The sequence below is a fragment of the Gluconobacter sp. OJB genome, assembly GCF_039638275.1.
Classification (GTDB): domain Bacteria; phylum Pseudomonadota; class Alphaproteobacteria; order Acetobacterales; family Acetobacteraceae; genus Gluconobacter; species Gluconobacter cerevisiae.
This window is the reverse complement of the sequence record NZ_JBDIWH010000001.1, coordinates 831,787-849,575: the sequence shown is the minus strand read 5'-3', so window position 1 is coordinate 849,575 and position 17,789 is coordinate 831,787. Positions and strand designations below refer to the sequence as shown.

At 58.5% G+C, this 17,789-nt stretch carries 16 protein-coding genes; 10 read left to right on the top strand and 6 right to left on the bottom strand.

Going from position 1 to position 17,789, the window contains the following annotated elements; genetic code table 11:
* Nucleotides 1–109: 109 nt before the first annotated feature.
* From ABDK74_RS03895 to ABDK74_RS03885, 3 genes are all read left to right on the top strand, one after another.
* Entirely contained in the window at nt 110–1,753 is a 1,644-nt protein-coding gene (locus tag ABDK74_RS03895) for a lysine--tRNA ligase (protein ID WP_346002784.1), read from the top strand.
* A 102-nt stretch (nt 1,754–1,855) separates the two neighbouring features.
* Complete coding sequence (locus ABDK74_RS03890; RefSeq protein ID WP_408874497.1) at nt 1,856–3,910, top strand: lysylphosphatidylglycerol synthase domain-containing protein; 2,055 nt, start codon at nt 1,856–1,858, stop codon at nt 3,908–3,910.
* Nucleotides 3,907–4,608 (top strand): MarC family protein, encoded by a 702-nt coding sequence (locus tag ABDK74_RS03885; protein ID WP_346002782.1) that lies wholly within the window; start codon nt 3,907–3,909, stop codon nt 4,606–4,608. Before ABDK74_RS03890 ends, ABDK74_RS03885 begins: the two co-directional genes overlap by 4 nt.
* 3 nt (nt 4,609–4,611) lie before the next feature.
* Here ABDK74_RS03885 and ABDK74_RS03880 read toward each other — a convergent pair whose 3' ends face one another.
* Together ABDK74_RS03880 and thpR are read right to left on the bottom strand one after the other, a co-directional pair.
* A complete protein-coding gene (locus ABDK74_RS03880) occupies nt 4,612–5,217 on the bottom strand; it encodes a uracil-DNA glycosylase family protein (RefSeq protein ID WP_346002781.1) in 606 nt (201 codons plus the stop codon).
* Nucleotides 5,214–5,777 (bottom strand): RNA 2',3'-cyclic phosphodiesterase, encoded by a 564-nt coding sequence (thpR, locus tag ABDK74_RS03875; RefSeq protein WP_346002780.1) that lies wholly within the window; start codon nt 5,775–5,777, stop codon nt 5,214–5,216. Before thpR ends, ABDK74_RS03880 begins: the two co-directional genes overlap by 4 nt.
* Nucleotides 5,778–5,928: 151 nt before the next feature.
* Here thpR and ABDK74_RS03870 point away from each other — a divergent pair, with 151 nt between their 5' ends.
* From ABDK74_RS03870 to cyoD, 5 genes are all read left to right on the top strand, one after another.
* Entirely contained in the window at nt 5,929–6,699 is a 771-nt protein-coding gene (locus ABDK74_RS03870; RefSeq protein ID WP_346002779.1) for a Bax inhibitor-1/YccA family protein, read from the top strand.
* A 447-nt stretch (nt 6,700–7,146) separates the two neighbouring features.
* The gene (cyoA, locus tag ABDK74_RS03865; protein WP_194254436.1) at nt 7,147–8,085 is read left to right on the top strand and encodes a ubiquinol oxidase subunit II; all 939 of its coding nucleotides are present in this window, start codon (nt 7,147–7,149) and stop codon (nt 8,083–8,085) included.
* A 7-nt stretch (nt 8,086–8,092) separates the two neighbouring features.
* Complete coding sequence (cyoB, locus tag ABDK74_RS03860) at nt 8,093–10,081, top strand: cytochrome o ubiquinol oxidase subunit I (RefSeq protein ID WP_194254437.1); 1,989 nt, start codon at nt 8,093–8,095, stop codon at nt 10,079–10,081.
* 18 nt (nt 10,082–10,099) lie between these two features.
* Nucleotides 10,100–10,720, top strand: a complete 621-nt coding sequence (gene cyoC, locus ABDK74_RS03855) for a cytochrome o ubiquinol oxidase subunit III (protein WP_194254438.1) — start codon at nt 10,100–10,102, stop codon at nt 10,718–10,720.
* Nucleotides 10,720–11,049, top strand: a complete 330-nt coding sequence (gene cyoD, locus ABDK74_RS03850) for a cytochrome o ubiquinol oxidase subunit IV (RefSeq protein WP_194254439.1) — start codon at nt 10,720–10,722, stop codon at nt 11,047–11,049. The genes cyoC and cyoD overlap by 1 nt, the downstream gene beginning before the upstream one ends.
* A 165-nt stretch (nt 11,050–11,214) precedes the next feature.
* Here the strand turns inward: cyoD and fdxA are convergent, their stop codons facing one another.
* The 3 genes from fdxA to ABDK74_RS03835 form a co-directional block, all read right to left on the bottom strand.
* A complete protein-coding gene (fdxA, locus tag ABDK74_RS03845; protein WP_099285255.1) occupies nt 11,215–11,547 on the bottom strand; it encodes a ferredoxin FdxA in 333 nt (110 codons plus the stop codon).
* Nucleotides 11,548–11,639: 92 nt separating this feature from the next.
* Nucleotides 11,640–11,918 carry a S4 domain-containing protein gene (locus ABDK74_RS03840; RefSeq protein ID WP_346002778.1) on the bottom strand — a complete coding sequence of 93 codons (279 nt, stop codon included), beginning with the start codon at nt 11,916–11,918 and terminating at the stop codon, nt 11,640–11,642.
* Nucleotides 11,915–14,512, bottom strand: a complete 2,598-nt coding sequence (locus ABDK74_RS03835) for a helicase-related protein (RefSeq protein WP_346002777.1) — start codon at nt 14,510–14,512, stop codon at nt 11,915–11,917. Before ABDK74_RS03835 ends, ABDK74_RS03840 begins: the two co-directional genes overlap by 4 nt.
* Nucleotides 14,513–14,571: 59 nt before the next feature.
* Between ABDK74_RS03835 and ABDK74_RS03830 the strand changes: the two genes are divergently transcribed.
* Together ABDK74_RS03830 and ABDK74_RS03825 are read left to right on the top strand one after the other, a co-directional pair.
* Complete coding sequence (locus tag ABDK74_RS03830; protein WP_346002776.1) at nt 14,572–15,963, top strand: leucyl aminopeptidase family protein; 1,392 nt, start codon at nt 14,572–14,574, stop codon at nt 15,961–15,963.
* A gap of 298 nt (nt 15,964–16,261) precedes the next feature.
* On the top strand, nt 16,262–16,663 hold the full coding sequence (locus tag ABDK74_RS03825) for a MarR family transcriptional regulator (protein WP_194254442.1): 402 nt from the start codon (nt 16,262–16,264) through the stop codon (nt 16,661–16,663).
* A gap of 13 nt (nt 16,664–16,676) precedes the next feature.
* Here ABDK74_RS03825 and ABDK74_RS03820 read toward each other — a convergent pair whose 3' ends face one another.
* Entirely contained in the window at nt 16,677–17,660 is a 984-nt protein-coding gene (locus ABDK74_RS03820; RefSeq protein WP_346002775.1) for a UDP-phosphate alpha N-acetylglucosaminyltransferase, read from the bottom strand.
* Nucleotides 17,661–17,789: the final 129 nt, after the last annotated feature.

The following is a 17,789-nucleotide window of genomic DNA, read 5'->3' as shown; positions in this document are numbered from 1 at the left end:
AAAAAAGTTACTGAAATATTTCGTAATGTGAAGGATTGGTCAGAGTGAAACGGGAATGTGTCGTATTGCTTGACCGGGAAGAAGTGTCTCCCTACTTTTTAGTGTAATCATGCAGAAATTTAAGACACCTATCGCTCCGTCCCTCTCTTCTGACGCGCCGCTTCCAAAAGCATGGCCGTTCGAAGAGGCGCGAAAAATCACCGCGCGCATGGATGCGCGCGCGCAGGGCACGTCGGACCAGACGCCAGAGCAGACTCCGGCTCTTCTCGAGACCGGCTATGGCCCTTCGGGTCTGCCGCATATCGGCACATTTGGCGAAGTGGCGCGTACGACCTGGGTGCGTCAGGCCTATGAGGCGCTCACGGGCCGCCCGACCCGTCTGCTGGCGTTCTCCGATGACATGGACGCACTGCGCAAGGTGCCGACCAATGTGCCTCAGCAGGAGCTTCTGGCGAAGTATATCGGCCTGCCGTTGACGCGGGTGCCCGATCCGTTTGGTGAATACGAGAGCTTTGCCGCGCATAATAATGCGCGTCTGCGCCAGTTCCTCGACAGTTTCGGTTTTGAATACGAGTTCGCGTCCGCCACACAGTATTATACCAGTGGCACGTTCGATGCGGCGCTGCGCCGTATGCTTGAAGTCCATGACGAAGTCGTCGCGACCATTATTCCGACGCTTGGTCCGGAGCGTCGGGCGACCTATTCGCCGGTTCTGCCGATCCATCCCGAGACCGGGCAGGTCATGCAGGTGCCGATCATCAAGGTTGATCCGGATGCCGGGACCGTTGTCTGGAAGGACGAATCCGGTAAGACGTTCGAGACATCCGTTCTGGGCGGTCATGCCAAGATGCAGTGGAAGGCCGACTGGGCCATGCGCTGGTATGCGCTGGGCGTGGATTATGAAATGTCGGGTAAGGATCTGATCGACAGTGTGAAGCTGTCCTCGAAGATCTGCCGCATTCTGGGCAAGGAACCGCCTGCGGGCCTGACCTACGAACTGTTCCTTGATTCGCAGGGGCAGAAGATCAGCAAGTCCAAGGGCAATGGTCTGTCGGTCGAGGAATGGCTGCGCTATGGCACGCCGGAAAGTCTGGGGCAGTATATGTTCCAGCAGCCGACGCGGGCCAAGCGTCTGTTCTTCGATGTCATTCCGCGTGCGACGGATGATTACCTGACGCTCGTGCAGAAAGCCGAGACGCAGGAAGGGCCGGAACTGATGGCTAATCCGGTGTGGTTCATTCATGGCAGAACACTCCGTCCGGAAGACACCAGCCCGGTTTCCTACACGGCGCTGCTGAACCTTGCGAATGTGGCCAATGCCGACAAGCCGGAGACGCTGTGGAAGTTCCTGCGGCGCTATGATCCGACGCTCTCTCCTGAGACGCATCCGTATGTGGACCGTCTCGTACGCTGTGCGCTGACATATTTTCAGGAGCAGGTTTACCCGAACAAAACCTATCGTGCGCCCACCGATACCGAGCGCAAGGGGCTGGTGGACCTCGCGGACAAACTGGCCAAGCTCGCGCCGGAAACGTCGCCGGGTGACGTACAGGATGTCGTGTTTGAAGTCGGAAAACGTTATTTCGAGAAGTCCGAACTGCGGTCGTGGTTCGGGTGCCTGTATGAGGTTCTGCTGGGGCAGACCGAAGGGCCGCGTTTCGGGATTTTTGCGTCCCTGTTCGGGCTGCCGGAGACGGTTGGCCTGATCCGGGAAGCTCTCGCGCGGCCTGTTGAAGAGCCTGTACAGGGCTGAGCCGTGGGCGCGCCCAAAGATAAAAGACCGGAGTTTCGGTCGCTCGATGTTCAGGCTCCGTCTGCGAAGGGGCAGGTCTGTGCATCGGTGGAGGCGGACCCCGTGGATTGCGGGTGTGCAGAGGCCAGTCCGTCGAAACGACGCTGGCAGGTTCTCCTGTCACGTGCGCCGGCTCTCGTGGGGCTGGTTCTGCTGGTGGCGGCTGTGGTCGTCATCTGGCGGGAACTGCGCCATCTTTCGCTGCATGACATCACCACAAGTCTGAGCGCTATTCCGGATTCTGCGTTGCTGGCCGGTGGTGCGGCGACACTTCTGTCCTACTTCATTTTGACTTTCTATGACCGTCTGGCCTGTCTGCATGTCCGGGCAGACGTGTCGTATCAGCGTTCTGCTTTCGCGGCGTTCTGTTCCTATGTGCTGTCCCACAATCTGGGCTGTGCGGCGATTTCAGGCGCAGCGGTGCGATTCCGACTTTACCGGAGCTGGGGCGTGGCGCCGGGTGCGATTGCGCAGATTATTGCTTTCTGCTCGGCGACCTATCTGCTCGGCACGATGGCGCTGATCGGTGGGATTCTGATTGTCGAGCCGCACGCGGTGCCGGTTCTGATGCATCTGCCGACATTTCTGCTCAGGTTTGTGGGGCTTGGGCTTTGGGGTGTGCTGCTGGCCTATGTGCTGGTGTCGCGCGTCCGAAAGCATGTGCGCGTCCGAAAGCATGTGCGCGTCTGGAAGTATGAGATCGAGTTGCCGGGGCCGGGGATTGCGATTGCACAGATCGCCGTCAGTGCGGCGGACATGGCAGCGACGGCGCTGATTGCGTATTGCGTGCTGCCGCCGCTCCCGCCTGAAGCGCATTTCGGGTTCGGGACCTTTCTGGCGATCTATCTGGCTTCTTACACGGCCGGGCTGATGGCCAGCGTTCCGGGGGGCTTAGGCGTTTTCGACGGGGCCATGCTGCTGGCATTGCAGGCCTATCTGCCGACATCGCAGATCATGGGCGCAATCCTCGTCTTCCGGCTTTTCTATTATATCATCCCTCTTCTGATTGCCGGGCTGATGTTCGCGGGACATGAACTCTTCCTACGAGGAGAGCAGGCGCTGGTTTCGGCAGGGCAAACGCCGCGCAGGGTCAGGCCCAGTCAGGTCATCCGCGAATCAGAGGCAGATTTCTCTGTGGCTGTGGCGACGAGTGTGCAGGCTGTCGTTGGGCTTCTGTTGCTGCTGTATGCGCTGGTAGCGGACCTGCCGCCTGTCCAGACGTCCTTCTGGGCGGCGGTGTCGCAGATTGCGGATCTCCTGCTGACGGTGGTTGGCGTCGGGCTTGCGGCACTGTCCTGGGGGCTATCGCAGCGCGTGGCGTTGGCTTGGAAATTTTCTCTTGGGATGCTGGGATCGGCGGTTCTGCTGCTGCTCTTGCGTCATGCGCCGTGGGAAGGGCCGGTTGTCATTGCGCTCGTGATGCTCCTGCTGCTGCCGTTCCGGAATTGCTATTATCGCCGGGCGCATCTTCTGACCGCTCCTCTGACGCCAGCCACGCTAGCGCCCCTCTCGCTGTGGGGACTGGGGCTCATGGGGGTGGGCTGGGTTGCGGTGCAGCGGCATCTGGGGCCGATCTGGTGGCGCTCCATGATCTATGATGCCCATACAGCTGTCGGGCGCTGGTTTCTGGGGTTTTCGGCCCTTTGCGGATTTTACGTCCTGTGGCGCGGAATGCGTCGGACGCGAATTCGTTTTGAAGCCTGGACGACCGAGAATGCCTGCCGATATCACAGTCTGGCCCATGCCTTGCCGCAACTGGGCACGCGTCGTCCGACCGGGCTTTTGCTGGACGAGGCCGGACGTGCGGCCATTCCGTTTCTGCGGACGGGTCAGTTCATCATCGGACTGGGTGATCCGGCGGGCTCCGAACGGAACTGTGTGGCCGCGATCTGGCGATTGCGGGATCTGGCATTGCAGGAAGGTTGCAAGCTCGCTTTCATACAGGTTGGCCAGTCCCTGATGGCCGTTTATAACGATCTGGGACTGACGGTCTGTCCAGACAGGACAGCCGGGACGGTATGCTGTTTTTCCGAGGACTATCGGATGCTGCGGGCTTTTCTGAAGGGTGAGGAACGTCTGGCACGCAAGCGCCAACCACAGGCTGCAACAGGCTCATGAGCCTGGCGCCCGGGCTGGGGAATACGCTCAGCAGCTGGCTGATTGCCTTTCCCGCGCTGTTTTCGATCATCAATCCGCTCGGGGCTTCGCTGATTTTCGCGCAGGCGACGGAAGGGCGTGAGCGCCGCGAAGTCGTCGAACTGGCGCGTCAGGTTGCCCTGAATTCTCTGGGCATCATGCTGGTGTCCATCTGGTTTGGAAGCTGGATTCTCGGGTTTTTCGGCATTTCGATCAATGCCCTGCGCATTACCGGTGGTCTCGTGGTGGCTTCCCGGGCATGGGTGATGCTGTTGCAGCCTGAAACGTCCGAGGCCCGCAAGGAAAAGCAGGCGCTTCAGGGTGGTCGCACCGTAACAACACCGGATCTGCGGGAGAGGGCGTTCTTTCCGCTGGCAATGCCGTTCACGGTGGGGCCGGGAAGTATTTCCGTCGCCATCGCCCTGAGTTCGTCCACGCCGCCCCACATGCCAACGGCAGATTACTATCTGGGTGTTTCCGCTGCGGCGACGACTATGGCCGTCGTAGTGGCCGTCGTTTACGCCTATGCCGAGCGCGTTGTGGCAATGCTGGGTGTGACAGGTGCGCGGATTGTCAGCCGTCTGGCCGCCCTCATCCTGCTGGCGATCGGAGTTCAGATTCTCTCGTCCGGCGTCGAAGGATTTCTGGTCGAGGCTTTCAGGCAGGCCAGAGCCACTTAAAGATCAGCGTTCGCTGAGCAGCATATGAACGCGTTCGCGCAGGGCGGGGATGATCTCTTCCTGGAACCATGGCGCTTTCTTTTCCCAAACTCCGGTCCGCCATGAAGGATGCGGCAGGGGAAAATACTCGGGCAGGTAATCTCTGAAATTCCTGACTCGCTCCGTGACTGAACCGCGTCCCAGAACATGGTTCTGGGAATAGCTACCAACGAGAAGTGTCAGGCGGATGTCCGGCAGGAGCGACAGGATACGCTGCCGCCACAAAGGCGCGCATTCGGGACGCGGTGGTTTGTCGCCTCCCTGAGGCAGGCGGCCGGGATAGCACAATCCCATAGGTAAAATAGCGACATGCCGGGTGTCGTAAAAAATGTCTTCCGGGATATCGAGCCAGCTTCGGAGCCGATTGCCTGACGGATCGAAAAACGATTTTCCTGCGATATGGGCCTTGGTGCCCGGTGCCTGACTTGCAATCAGAATTCTGGAAGTCGCGGAGGCGTGGATCAGAGGGCGAGCGCCCAGAGGCAGATGGGCCTCACAGACACGGCAGGCACGGACTTCCCTGAGGAGAGCGTCAAGACGCTCCTCAGGAGAGGGGACGGATCGGGTCATTCTTCCTCGGGCGTCAGCGGCATGTCCGGTTGCCAGGCATATTCGGCTCTGGGAACATAAACATGCTCTCCGAGGCTGCGCAGGCTCTCGAAAAGCGTAACGTGCTCTACGGACATCGGTTTGCTGCGAAAGAGATTGTGCCGTTGCACCCACTGGATGGCGTCGGCGCGTTGGCTGGATGAGAAATGCCCCAGCGTGACGGCTGGCTGAAAGCGTCGCTTCGCGGGAGGGCACCCGGCGCGACGAAGGACGCTTTCGACCTGAGACTGAAGCGCCTCGAGTTGTGGCGTGCGCTCAACTCCGATCAGGAGGCTGTCGGCATTGAGGCCCTCGCGGATGTCGGCCTGCGCGAGCGATAGGTCGAAGGGCTTCCAGGCCAGTCGGGAGAGGGCGAGGTCAATCTCCTCCAGTCGGTGTCTGTCCGTGATTTCGCCGATGAAGCGGAGCGTGATGTGGTGGTTTTGTGCAGGAACCCATTGCACGCCGGGCATGGAACCGCGCATCAGCGCGAGCGTTTCACGGAGATCGACAGGAAGGTCGAGTGCGACAAAAAGTCTCAAGAGGCGCGTTTCCCATGAAAAATAAGTAAGGGACGGCGGAGTATTCTTGACCCCTCCGGCAAAACTCCCACATTCAGGTGGAGTGTACGGACGGCCCTCCCTGGTTCGTCAAGCGCCCTTTTCAGAAGGGCATCTCATTGGAAAAGGTGTCATGGCTTTTAATTCCAACTTCAGCAGAGCCGGTGTGCAGGCCGGAGCCGGCAGTCTTGATGCCGGACTTCGTGCTTATATGTGCCGGGTCTTCAACTGGATGGCGCTTGGTCTGGTGATCACGGGAGTGGTCGCCTACGGCGTCGCACAGACATCCCTGCGCGCTCTGTTCTTCCATCTGGCTCAAATGCCGAATGGTGCAATCGTTCTGCGGCCGACCCTTCTGGGGGGCATCAGCATCTTTGCGCCGCTCGTGTTCGTGATGGTTCTGTCCTTCGGCGTTAACCGCCTGTCCCGTCCGGCCGTGCAGGGAATCTTCCTGCTGTTCAGCGTCGCGATGGGTGCCAGCATGGCCAGTATCCTGCTGAGCTACACGGGCGTTTCCGTGGCCCGGACGTTCTTTGTGACGGCGATTACATTCGCAGGAATGTCGCTGTGGGGATACACGACGGGTGCCAATCTCGCTCGACTCGGTTCGTTCCTGTTCATGGGGCTGATCGGCATCGTTCTGGCGTCTGTGGTGAACATCTTCCTGCACAGTTCCCCCCTTGCAATGCTGGTTTCAGTAATAGGGGTGGGGCTTTTCACGCTTCTGGCGGCCTATGACACGCAGCGGATCAAGATCACGTACCAGCAGTACATGGCTTATGCCGGTCCGGAAGAAGTAGCGAAGCTGAGTGTCTATGATGCGCTGACGATGTATCTCAATTTCGTAAACCTGTTTCAGTTTCTCATCCAGTTCATGGGGGTGCGTTCAGGTAACAGTGACTGACAGTACTGTTCGAACGATATTGAATCTTGTGGAAAGGGCGGCAGATGATGCCGCCCTTTTCTGCTTTTTGGACTAAAAAAGTCTTGAATTATTTCGGTGAATTCTAAACGGGTTTACATTAAAAATCTGTAATTTTCATGCTTAATGAAAGTCATAATTAGATCAAATGTGGCGAAAAACAGCCATTTCATCCTGAGGTCCATGCTGGGGAAGGGCTCACGAAATCCGTGATAAGCCTTGTCTTTGAGGCGATTCAGGCAGAAAAAACCTGAGGAACCGGGACAGCCGTGTCCCATGCTGAATGAACTTCAGGATCGGATCTTTGATCCGGTTCCTGACGTCAGGATACGAACGAGAAAGGTAGCAGACTATGGCAGCGTTCGGCGGCACTGATGCGGACCTTATCGTGTCAAACCGTTTCCCGGCGACTACTGCAAGCCGGAACGGATGATGAAAGCAGGACCGATGAAAAAACTCTGGCGATATCTCCCAGCGTTGCCGGCGCTGATGCTATCGGGTTGTACGGTTGATCTGCTTCAGCCGCGCGGCCCGGTCGCAGTAATGAACCGCGATGTCATGGTGGCGGAATTCGTCATCATGATGCTCGTTGTGGTTCCAACCTGCGTCGCGACGCTTTATTTTGCGTGGAAGTATCGTGCTTCCAACAAAGAGGCCGAATACCTCCCGAACTGGGATCATTCGACCGCAATCGAATACGTCATTTGGGGTGTTCCCGCCATTCTGATCGCCTTCCTCGGCGCCATCAGCTGGTGGAGTACGCATGCCTATGACCCCTACCGCCCCCTTCAGACGGATGACAATGTCAAGCCGCTGAATGTTCAGGTGGTTTCTCTCGACTGGAAATGGCTGTTCATTTATCCGGACCTGGGGATCGCAACGATCAACCAGCTGGATGTTCCTACGAACACGCCGCTCGATTTCCAGATTACGTCTGATTCCGTCATGACGTCGTTCTTCATCCCCCGTCTGGGCTCGATGATCTACGCCATGCCGGGCCAGCAGACACAGCTGCATCTGCTCGCAAGCGAACCCGGGGATTACCTTGGTGAAGCGTCGCAGTTCAGTGGTCGTGGTTTCTCGGATATGAAATTCCGTACGCTTGCCATGGACCCGGCTCAGTTCAACGACTGGGTTGAGAAGGTAAAGACCGGAAGCGAAAACCTCGACGATACCACATACCCGAAATATGCTGCACCGCAGGAAGCTGCACCGGTACAGTATTTCGCGCATGTCCAGCCGGATCTCTTCGACGGCATCGTTGCCAAGTATAACAATGGCATGGTGGTGGACAAGACGACGGGCAAGGTCATGCACATGCAGTCTGTTCTCAACGCTGCACCGTCCGACACCGGCATGAAGGAATAACCGACAGATGCTCGGAAAACTCTCCTTTTCAGCCATACCGTTGGATGTTCCGATTCTTGTCGGTACATTCCTTGGTGTTGCTGTTATCGGTCTCGCCGTACTGGGTGCTGTCACCTATTACGGTAAATGGGGCTATCTCTGGCGTGACTGGCTGACGACTGTCGACCACAAACGTCTTGCAGTGATGTATATCATCCTGGCGATCGTCATGCTGTTCCGCGGTTTCGCGGATGCCATCATGATGCGGACCCAGCTTGCGCTGGCATATAAGGGTAACCCCGGTTATCTGCCGCCGCATCACTACGATCAGGTCTTCTCCGCTCACGGCACCATCATGATCTTCTTCATGGCGATGGCGTTTATGACGGGTCTGATGAACCTGGTGGTTCCCCTTCAGATCGGTGCGCGTGACGTTGCGTTCCCGTTCCTGAACTCGCTCAGCTTCTACATGACGCTGGTCGGAGCCCTGCTGATCAACATCTCTCTGTTCATCGGTGAGTTTGCGCAGTGCGGCTGGCTGGTTTACCCGCCACTGTCCGAAATGCAGTTCAGCCCCGGTGTCGGTGTTGACTACTATATCTGGGCTGTTCAGATCTCCGGTGTCGGTACGTTGCTGACAGGCGTGAACTTCTTCACGACCATTGTCAAAATGCGTGCACCTGGCATGGGCTGGATGCAGATGCCGGTTTTCACCTGGACTGCGTTCTGCACGACCGTGCTGATCATGGCATCCTTCCCGGTTCTGACGGTAACGCTGGGTCTGCTCAGCCTTGACCGTTATCTCGGCATGCACTTCTTTACGAATGATGCCGGCGGTAACGTCATGCTTTATCTCAGCATGATCTGGACCTGGGGCCATCCGGAAGTTTACATCCTCGTCATTCCGGCGTTCGGTGTTTTCTCCGAAGTTACGGCAACGTTCTCCCAGAAGCCGCTCTTTGGCTACAAGACGATGGTGTACGCCACGTGCTCCATCATGGTGCTCTCCTTCGTCGTGTGGGTGCATCACTTCTTCACCATGGGTGCAGGTGCCAACGTCAATACCTTCTTTGGTATCATGACGATGATCATCGCCGTCCCGACTGGCGTGAAGATCTTCAACTGGCTGTTCACGATGTATAAGGGCCGCGTGGAATTCACGGCTCCGATGTACTGGACGATCGGCTTCATGATCACCTTCTCCATCGGTGGCATGACGGGCGTGATGCTGGCTATGCCGGCTGCCGACTGGATCCTGCACAACTCCCTGTTCCTGATTGCCCACTTCCATAACGTCATCATCGGCGGTGTGTATTTCGGTTACATCGCGGGCATGGGTTTCTGGTTCCCGAAGGCTTTCGGCTTCAAGCTGAATGAAACCTGGGGCAAGCGGGCATTCTGGTGCTGGTTCGTAGGCTTCTATCTCGCCTTTGTTCCGCTGTATGTCCTCGGTCTCGAGGGTATGACGCGTCGTATGAACCATTACGACAATCCCGACTGGTATCCGTGGATGCTTGCAGCTGAAGCCGGGGCGATCGTTATTGCTCTTGGTATCGTCTGCCAGCTCACGCAGCTTTACGTTTCCATCCGTGACCGTAATCTGCCCGAGAACCTTGATCTGACGGGTGATCCGTGGAACGGTCGTACGCTGGAGTGGTCCATTTCTTCTCCGCCGCCGGCTTATAACTTCGCGGTCATTCCTGACATTCATGGTCTCGACACGTTCCACACCGAGAAGCAGCTGGGTCTTAAGGCTCACGGCAAGCCGCTGGCTCCGATCCACATGCCGAAGAACACATCTGCGGGTGTTTTCATCGGTCTGTTCAGCTTCATCCTCGGTTTCGCTTCGATCTGGTACATCTGGTGGCTCGCTGCCATCGGCCTGATCGGTATCGTTGCAACCATGATCCTGCGCAGCGCAAACCGCGACGTCGACTACTATGTCCCGGTGAGCGAAATCGAGCACAACGAGGAAGTATATTCTCGTCGTATCGCTGCGGCGCAGGCAGCAGAGTAAGAGGGAGGCATAAGACTTATGGCTCACGAAGCAACAATGTCGCCTCTGGCACACGCCGACGATCACGGCGGGGAACATCATCACGAATCCCCCAACGTGTTCGGCTTCTGGCTCTACCTGATGACGGACTGTGTCCTATTCGGGTCGATCTTCGCTGCCTTTGCGGTCCTCCGGAACCAGTATGCCGGTGGCCCGTCGGGCAAGGAACTGTTCGACCTGACGAACGTGGGGATCGAGACGGCTATTCTGCTGTTCTCGTCCATCACGTACGGCTTTGCCTCGCTGAACGCGCTGGCGAAGAACAAGACGATGGTTCTGGTCTGGCTCGCCATTACGTTCGTGCTGGGCGCATCCTTCGTCGGTCTGGAACTGAAAGAATTCAGCTCCATGATCGCAGAAGGCAATGGTCCTGACCGTTCTGCATTCCTTTCCGCGTTCTTCACGCTGGTTGGAACGCATGGTCTGCACGTCACCTGCGGCCTGATCTGGATGGCTGTTCTGATGGTGCAGATGATGGGTCCGCAGGATCTGTCCGAGCGTATGATGAACAAGCTGGCCTGCCTCAGCCTGTTCTGGCACTTTCTCGACATCGTCTGGATCTGTGTCTTCTCGTTCGTCTATCTCGCAGGAGTGATGTAATGGCTCAGGCACACACAGCCCACGATGGTAGCCACGGCTCCTATTCGGCTTATCTGATCGGCTTCGTTCTGGCCGTGATCCTGACGGTGGCATCTTTTGCCGCCGTCATGACCCACGCCCTGTCTCCCGGGATGGCGCTGGCCGCACTGACGGTTCTTGCCGTCGTGCAGATCATTGTTCATCTGGTGTTCTTCCTTCATCTGAACACCAGCAGCGAGCAGAGCTGGAACCTGATGTGCTTCATCTTTGCTGCGGCAACGGTGGTCGTTATCATCGGCGGTACGCTTTTCATCATGCATGACACTGCAATCAACATGATGTCCCGCTAAGGTTTCTTTTGAAACCTGAGGGAAGGGCTGGTGGGAGAAATCCTGCCAGCCTTTTTTTTGTGCCTTGCGTCAGTCCTGGATCGCGGTGCTGATCAGGGTAGCAGGCATGAAAAAACCCGGTCTCGTGAGAGACCGGGTGGGGTACGTCTTCGTGTCGGAGAAGGATCAGCCCTGATGCGGTGCTTCAGACAGCATGGCAGCTTTGCCTGGCTTGTCTTTCCATTCTTCCGCATCTGGCATGGCGTCGATCTTGCGGGTCATGTTCGGCCATTGAGCCGAATATTTCGCATTAACCTCGATCCACGGCGCGGCGCGGTTGTCGCTGTCGGGGAAGATGGCTTCGGCCGGGCATTCCGGCTCACATACGCCGCAGTCGATGCATTCATCAGGATTGATGACAAGGAAGTTTTCGCCTGCATAGAAGCAGTCTACGGGGCAGACTTCCACGCAATCCGTGAACTTGCAGCGAATGCAGTTTTCTGTGACCACATAGGTCATTGACGTCTCCGATCGTCTTGCTGGTCCGGCATCCGGCCGGTTTCATCCGAGCGGGATGATATGCGAAGGTTTGGCGTCAGACGCAAGCATCGTCAGCCGTCTTCTGTGATGACTTCGTAAAGAAGTGCGGCTTCTTTTGCCGGACCGCGGCGTTCACCAAGATCCAAGACGCGCCACACGCGCACTTCTCCGCCAGAAACTGCGGGAAAAGTCAATATGTCGCCGATGTGAAGCTTGGCATGGGGCTTACTGGTGGGTTGCCGGTTAATGCGGATGCGGCCTTTCCCGACGATGGTCGCGCAAAGCGGGCGTGTCTTGGCGATGCGGGTGTAATAGAGCCACTGGTCCAGCCGCTGATAGGGTTCGTTCATGGGCGGACTTTTTCCCTGAGGATAGCGAGGGCTGCAAAAGGACTGTCAGTTCGTGGAGGGGAGGGGCGTCTGGACGCAGATCCATGTTGCGCGGTTCTGGGGTGACGGGAGGCTCGGGTTTTGCGATCGTGGAGAATCATGAGCGGGCGTGGCGGGCCAGCATAGGTTAGGGACTGAGTCTCGGCGGGTTGATGCGCAATGCCCAGACCTTTCAGGGCGTCTGGAAGGCTGCCGGTCTTTACGCCCAGTCGTGAGGCCAGATCGGGCGGTGCTAGGTGGTCGCGGCGAAGTGCAAGCTGGTGCAGTTCCGCGATGCAGCGTTCTGCAATGTCGAGGCGCAGGCCCGTATCTCCGGCACGGATCCAGCCAAATTGCCCGCTGATGGCGGACCATGGAAGTGAGACGCGACCGGGGGCTGTCGGACGGTGCAGCGTTTGGTGGTGCAGGGCATGCAACAGCCCCAGAAGATCCAGAGGGCGCGTCCGGAACAAAGCCGGGCAGAAGATTGAAAAACGTCCGACCTCGACACCGTTCTTCCGCAGCTTGCTGCGCAGGGCGGCGGGAAGTGCCTGATCTTCTGGTAGGGTTTCGGTGATGCCGCCGTCTTCCATGAGGCGGTGCAGAATGGCGCGGAGGCCTGGCTCGCGTTCAGCGACGGCATGGGCGCGATAAAGGGCTTTCAGATCCGTGCGGATGAGGTTTGCCACAAATGTCAGCAGACGGGTTTCGACATGGGTTTTCTGGACCGTGTCGGTGAACTCGGCTGGAAAAAGCTGGATGGCGGGGCGGAGCAGGGACGGGCCTGCGATGAGGCGGCCAAGAGGGATTTCATCCCAGAAAAGATGTCCGGTCGTGGCGTCCAGTCTGAGGGCGGTGTCGGGCGCATCCTGTAGGAGACGGATGCGGCGAGGGATTTCGTGTATGAGTGCCTTGCGTCCGGCACGCAGGATTATCTGGCGCTCAGGGCCAGAGGCCGCGTCCGTCTCCAGTGTGAAGCCCCGTATGCGTCCGATGCTGTGACCCTCTACCAGAACGTCGCCATCGGGTTTGACGGCAGACAGCAGTGTGCGGTCGCCGTCGCTGTCCAGGCGGCGCAGAAGCGTCGTGGCGCGGCGGTCCACGAAACGTGCGGTAAGGCGTTCGTGCAGAGCGTCGGAGAGCTGGTCTTCGACTTCGCGGGCACGCTCCTGCCACATGGCGGAATGGCGGCTCCATTCGGTGCGGGCGGCGACATAGGAGCAGACGCGCACGCCGGTGAGGCGGTGCATGAGGGTGTCGATATCACCTTCGGTTTTGGCCAGACCACGAATATGGCCTTCCATCCAGTGCGCAGGGATGCTCCCTTCCTTAACCAGATGAATATAGAGACGCGCGCAGAGGCGGGTGTGGCTGTCATCGCCGAGCTTGCGAAAGTCGGGGATCTGACAAACGTCCCAGAGCAGGGTCGTGGCCCGCTTGCCTCGGGCGATCTCGCGAACATCCGGGTCGAGCATCAGGGATTCGAGGGTGGTGACGTCCGAGGCCACGCGGCCTGCGGTCAGGCCTCGCAGCGGTGGCGGCCGGGTCAGGCTTTTGAGCAGGTTGGCAGGATTGGTGAAGTCCAGTTCGTGATTGCGCCAGTAGAGACGTTGGATCGGGTCGAAGCGGTGCTGCTCGACGGCTTCGACGAGAGCGCTGGACATGGGCGGGCAGTCGGCCGTGGTGCCGAAGGTACCGTCTTTCATGCCGCGACCGGCGCGACCGGCGATCTGGGCAATTTCCTGCGGGAACAGGGGGCGGGGAACGGTGCCGTCGAATTTGCTGAGCTGGGCCAGGGCGACGTGATCGACGTCCATGTTCAGCCCCATGCCAATGGCATCGGTTGCGACGAGATAATCCACGTCGCGGTTTTGGTAGAGCTCGACCTGAGCATTACGGGTACGAGGACTGAGTTGGCCCATGATGACCGCACAGCCCCCCCGGCGTCTGCGGATCACTTCGGCCAGTGCATACACTTCGCTCATGGAAAACGCGACGATGGCCGAGCGTGGGGGCAGGCGGGAGAGTTTCGTATGTCCTGTGCTGGCGAGGCTCGAGAGGCGAGCGCGGATGTCGATTTCGATGCCGGGTACGAGTCTCTGAAGCAGCGGACGGATGGTTTCGGCACCGAGGAACAACGTCTCGACCGTGCCGCGTGCGTGGAGCAGGCGGTCCGTGAAGACGTGACCGCGATCCGGGTCCGAGGCGAGTTGGATTTCGTCGATGGCGATGAACTCGGCCTTGCGGTCCAGCGGCATGGCCTCGACAGTGCAGGAAAACCAGCGCGCGCCGGGAGGAACGATTTTTTCCTCGCCCGTGATGAGGGCGACGTGACGCTCCCCTTTGATTTTAACGAGGCGCTCGTAGTTCTCCCGGGCCAGCAGGCGCAGGGGAAAGCCGATGATGCCGGACGCATGAGCCATCATACGCGTCAGGGCATAATGGGTCTTGCCGGTATTGGTGGGGCCAAGGGCAGCACGGATGCTGGCTGGCATGGTATGGTCGCTGGACGAGGTTCCGTGGAATGCACCCTTCATGTCTGAATGGTCGGGTGCCTGCGGAGCAAAAGCAAGCATCTGAAGCCCTCCCGACAGATCTTTCTCGGGGAAGGCAGGTCTTTGAGGAAGAAAATCACATGAATTCGCATCCCCAGCTTCCCTTCGTGACCTCTGCTGAAGCGCCTGCGGCGCGTCTGGTGCATCTCGTGGCCTGTGAGGACAGTGCTGCGGTTTCCGGTCTTCTCGGAGAGCATGCCGTTTTTCTGCAAGCGCAGGGATTTTCCCGAAAAGACGGCGCTTTTACCCTCCTGCCGGGTGAAGGCGGGGTCGGGGCTGCAATCCTGTGTGTGGGTTCTGCGCGGGCAAATGATCCGGAGGCTTTCGGGGTTTTGGGTACGACGTTGCCCGAGGGTGACTGGACGGCCGTGCTGCATGGACTGGAAGCCGGGGCGCTGGAGAGTGCGCTGCTTGGGTTCTGCATGGGGGCGTATCGGTTCGGTCTCGGAGGAATAAAACCGTGCGCGACACGGATGGTTGTTCCTGACGATGCGGCGCGCCTTGTGGCGATATCGAAGGCTGTGTGCTTCGGGCGGGACCTGATCAACATGCCTGCGAATCTTCTGGGGCCGCGAGAGCTTGCGGAAATGGCAGGCAAGGCGCTGGTGCATCGGGGGGCGAGTGTCAGTTTCGTCGAAGGGGATGATCTGCGCGGTGCGTATCCGTGTCTGGCGGAAGTGGGCGAAGGCTCCGAACGCAAGCCGGTTGTGGTCGTCGCGCGCTGGAAGGCTCGCGAGGGCGCGCCGCGGGTTTCGCTGGTCGGCAAGGGCGTGTGTTTCGATACGGGCGGTTACGACCTCAAGGGTGCAGCAGGGATGCTGCGGATGAAGAAAGACATGGGCGGGGCGGCCCTGATGCTTGCGGTGACCTGCGCGGCAATCGACTTGGGGCTGGATGTGGATCTGGAACTGCGTTTGGGCTGCGTGGAGAACAGCGTGTCGGGACATGCGATGCGTCCTGGAGACGTTCTGAAAACGCGCAGCGGAAAAATGGTTGAGATTGGCAACACGGATGCAGAGGGGCGGCTGGTGTTGTGTGATCTGATAACGGAAGCGTCCGAAAATCGTCCGGATGTCATTCTTGATGCTGCAACCCTGACGGGTGCAGCACGTGTGGCACTCGGCCCGGATGTGCCGGCATTGTTCAGTAATGATGATGAACTGGCCTCGCTTATTCTCGAATCGGGAAAAGCGACGGCCGATGTAATGTGGAGAATGCCACTCTGGCATGGCTATGATGCATGGCTTGATAGTAAAGTCGCTGACTTCGGAAATGTGACGTCAAAACCCATGGCTGGTGCGATTACGGCGGCGCTTTATCTTCAGAAATTCGTTCCGGATGGCCAGAAATGGGCACATATCGACACTTATGCGTGGAATGACGGAGGGCGTCCGGGCCGTCCTGAAGGCGGAGAAGTGCTTGGTCTTCGGGCAATTTTGGAAACATTGTCACGAATTCATAACAATTCCTGAGCTTTCATGAAGCGTTTCACTCAGGAAACAGTGTGTCGGTGTGAAGAAGGCTTGAAAGATTAGGGTGTCAAACGCGTTTCAATGAGGCATATGCCCCTTATCGTTTCGATGCAGAGTCATCGTCTACTGGAATGTTTTGGAACCCGTATGCTTGCGTATGCGTTCCGAATCACCATCTGAGTGCAACTGACGCCTCTCCCGGGAAGGAGAGGCAGAGAAATTTCATGTTGGCCCCCAGCCGCCCGCTCCCCGTTATGGGATCGGACAACAGGGCGTCGAACTGTTTAGGAGAGAGATCATGCCCCAGGCTACCAATGATCAGATGCTCAATCTTCTGTGCGACACCATCGTTTCCATGGTCCGTCGTGACGGTCCCGATCTTTCGGCACGACAGCTTGCCGTTTTCCTGACCTGCTATCTGCGGGACGGTGCTCACACGGTTCGCGGTCTGGCCCTTGAGCTGAAGGTTTCCAAGCCCGCAATCACCCGCGCGCTTGATCGTCTGGGCGAGCTGGATCTGGCCCGTCGTAAGGTCGATCCGCTGGACCGTCGTTCGGTCCTCGTTCAGCGGACGCTGAAGGGTTCCGCGTTCCTGCGTGAAATGCGCGCCGTCATGACGGAAGCCTCCGGCACCCGTTCGACGCGCACAGAGCGGGCTTCGGCTTCCGTTGAGCGTCTGAGCAGCCGCCGCGCTGGTTGAACGATCCGGCTGATTACCAGCGATCCTGCACGCGGGCTCTGGCTCGCGTGCAGATATATCCTGTCCACAGAATCTGTGGCAAGGCGATCATCAGAACTGTCGTGATGATCTGACCTGTGGCGAATGCTGCAGCGCCCCACAGGGCAAATCCCCAGTATAAAAAAGTAACGAGCGGCACGGGCAGACCCGAGCGGACGGCCAGTTGATAGAGATGGCCGCGATGGGCCTGCGCGAGTCTGTCTCCGGCACGGGCGCGGCGCAGGAGCGTGAACGTCACGTCCCACAGCACGCCTGAGAGCAGCGCGATCACGAGGACGCTGCCCCCTGTGCCAAAGCCTGTCATGCCGCCCCAGGCGATGACGAGGCCGATCGGCTGGCTGCCAACGTCGCCCATGAAAATCCGGGCTTTTGGAAAATTATAAGGCAGGAAGCTCAGCAGACAGATGGCGAGCAGCATGAACGCGACGGGCATGATGCCTGCGCTGGCCAGAAACAGGGCGGAGATAGCCATGACGCCGGAAGCAAGGCCGTTAATCCCGTCGATGAAATTCAGGGCGTTCGTAATGAAGACCGCAGCGAGGACGAAGGGCACCAACATCCATAATGGAGTATCCGTGCCGTATGTTGCTCCGAATGCCGCGATGATAGCGGCCAAAAACTGGGCTGCAAGTTTGTAGCGGGCGGGGAACGGCCGCATGTCGTCGAGCCATGATACGGCGCCGAGTACGATCATGCCGATCAGTAATCCCGTGATGGCGGGAATAAGGGACACGGGGGTATGGGCTGTACGGAGGGCCGGGATCAGACAGAGGACGAAGGCCCCGACGATGCCGATGCCGCCACCTTTGGGTGTTGGTCTCGTATGGGAGCTACGGGCAACCGGATGATCCAGAACGCCTGCGCGGATCATGAACAGGATCAGGATATTACACAGCACAACTGCGGCAAGGCAGGGGAGTGTGATTCCAATATTAATATTCTGGAAAGAAAAGGGCATCTGACGACTTTATGGAAGAGAGGTTTTTGGCGCTATAAGGGGCAGGTGACATCTGTTGATCCTACAGGCCCTGCATCCCTGGCCTCAATGCCCCCTTCGGAGCCTTCTTTCAGGCCGCCTGCCAGCCCG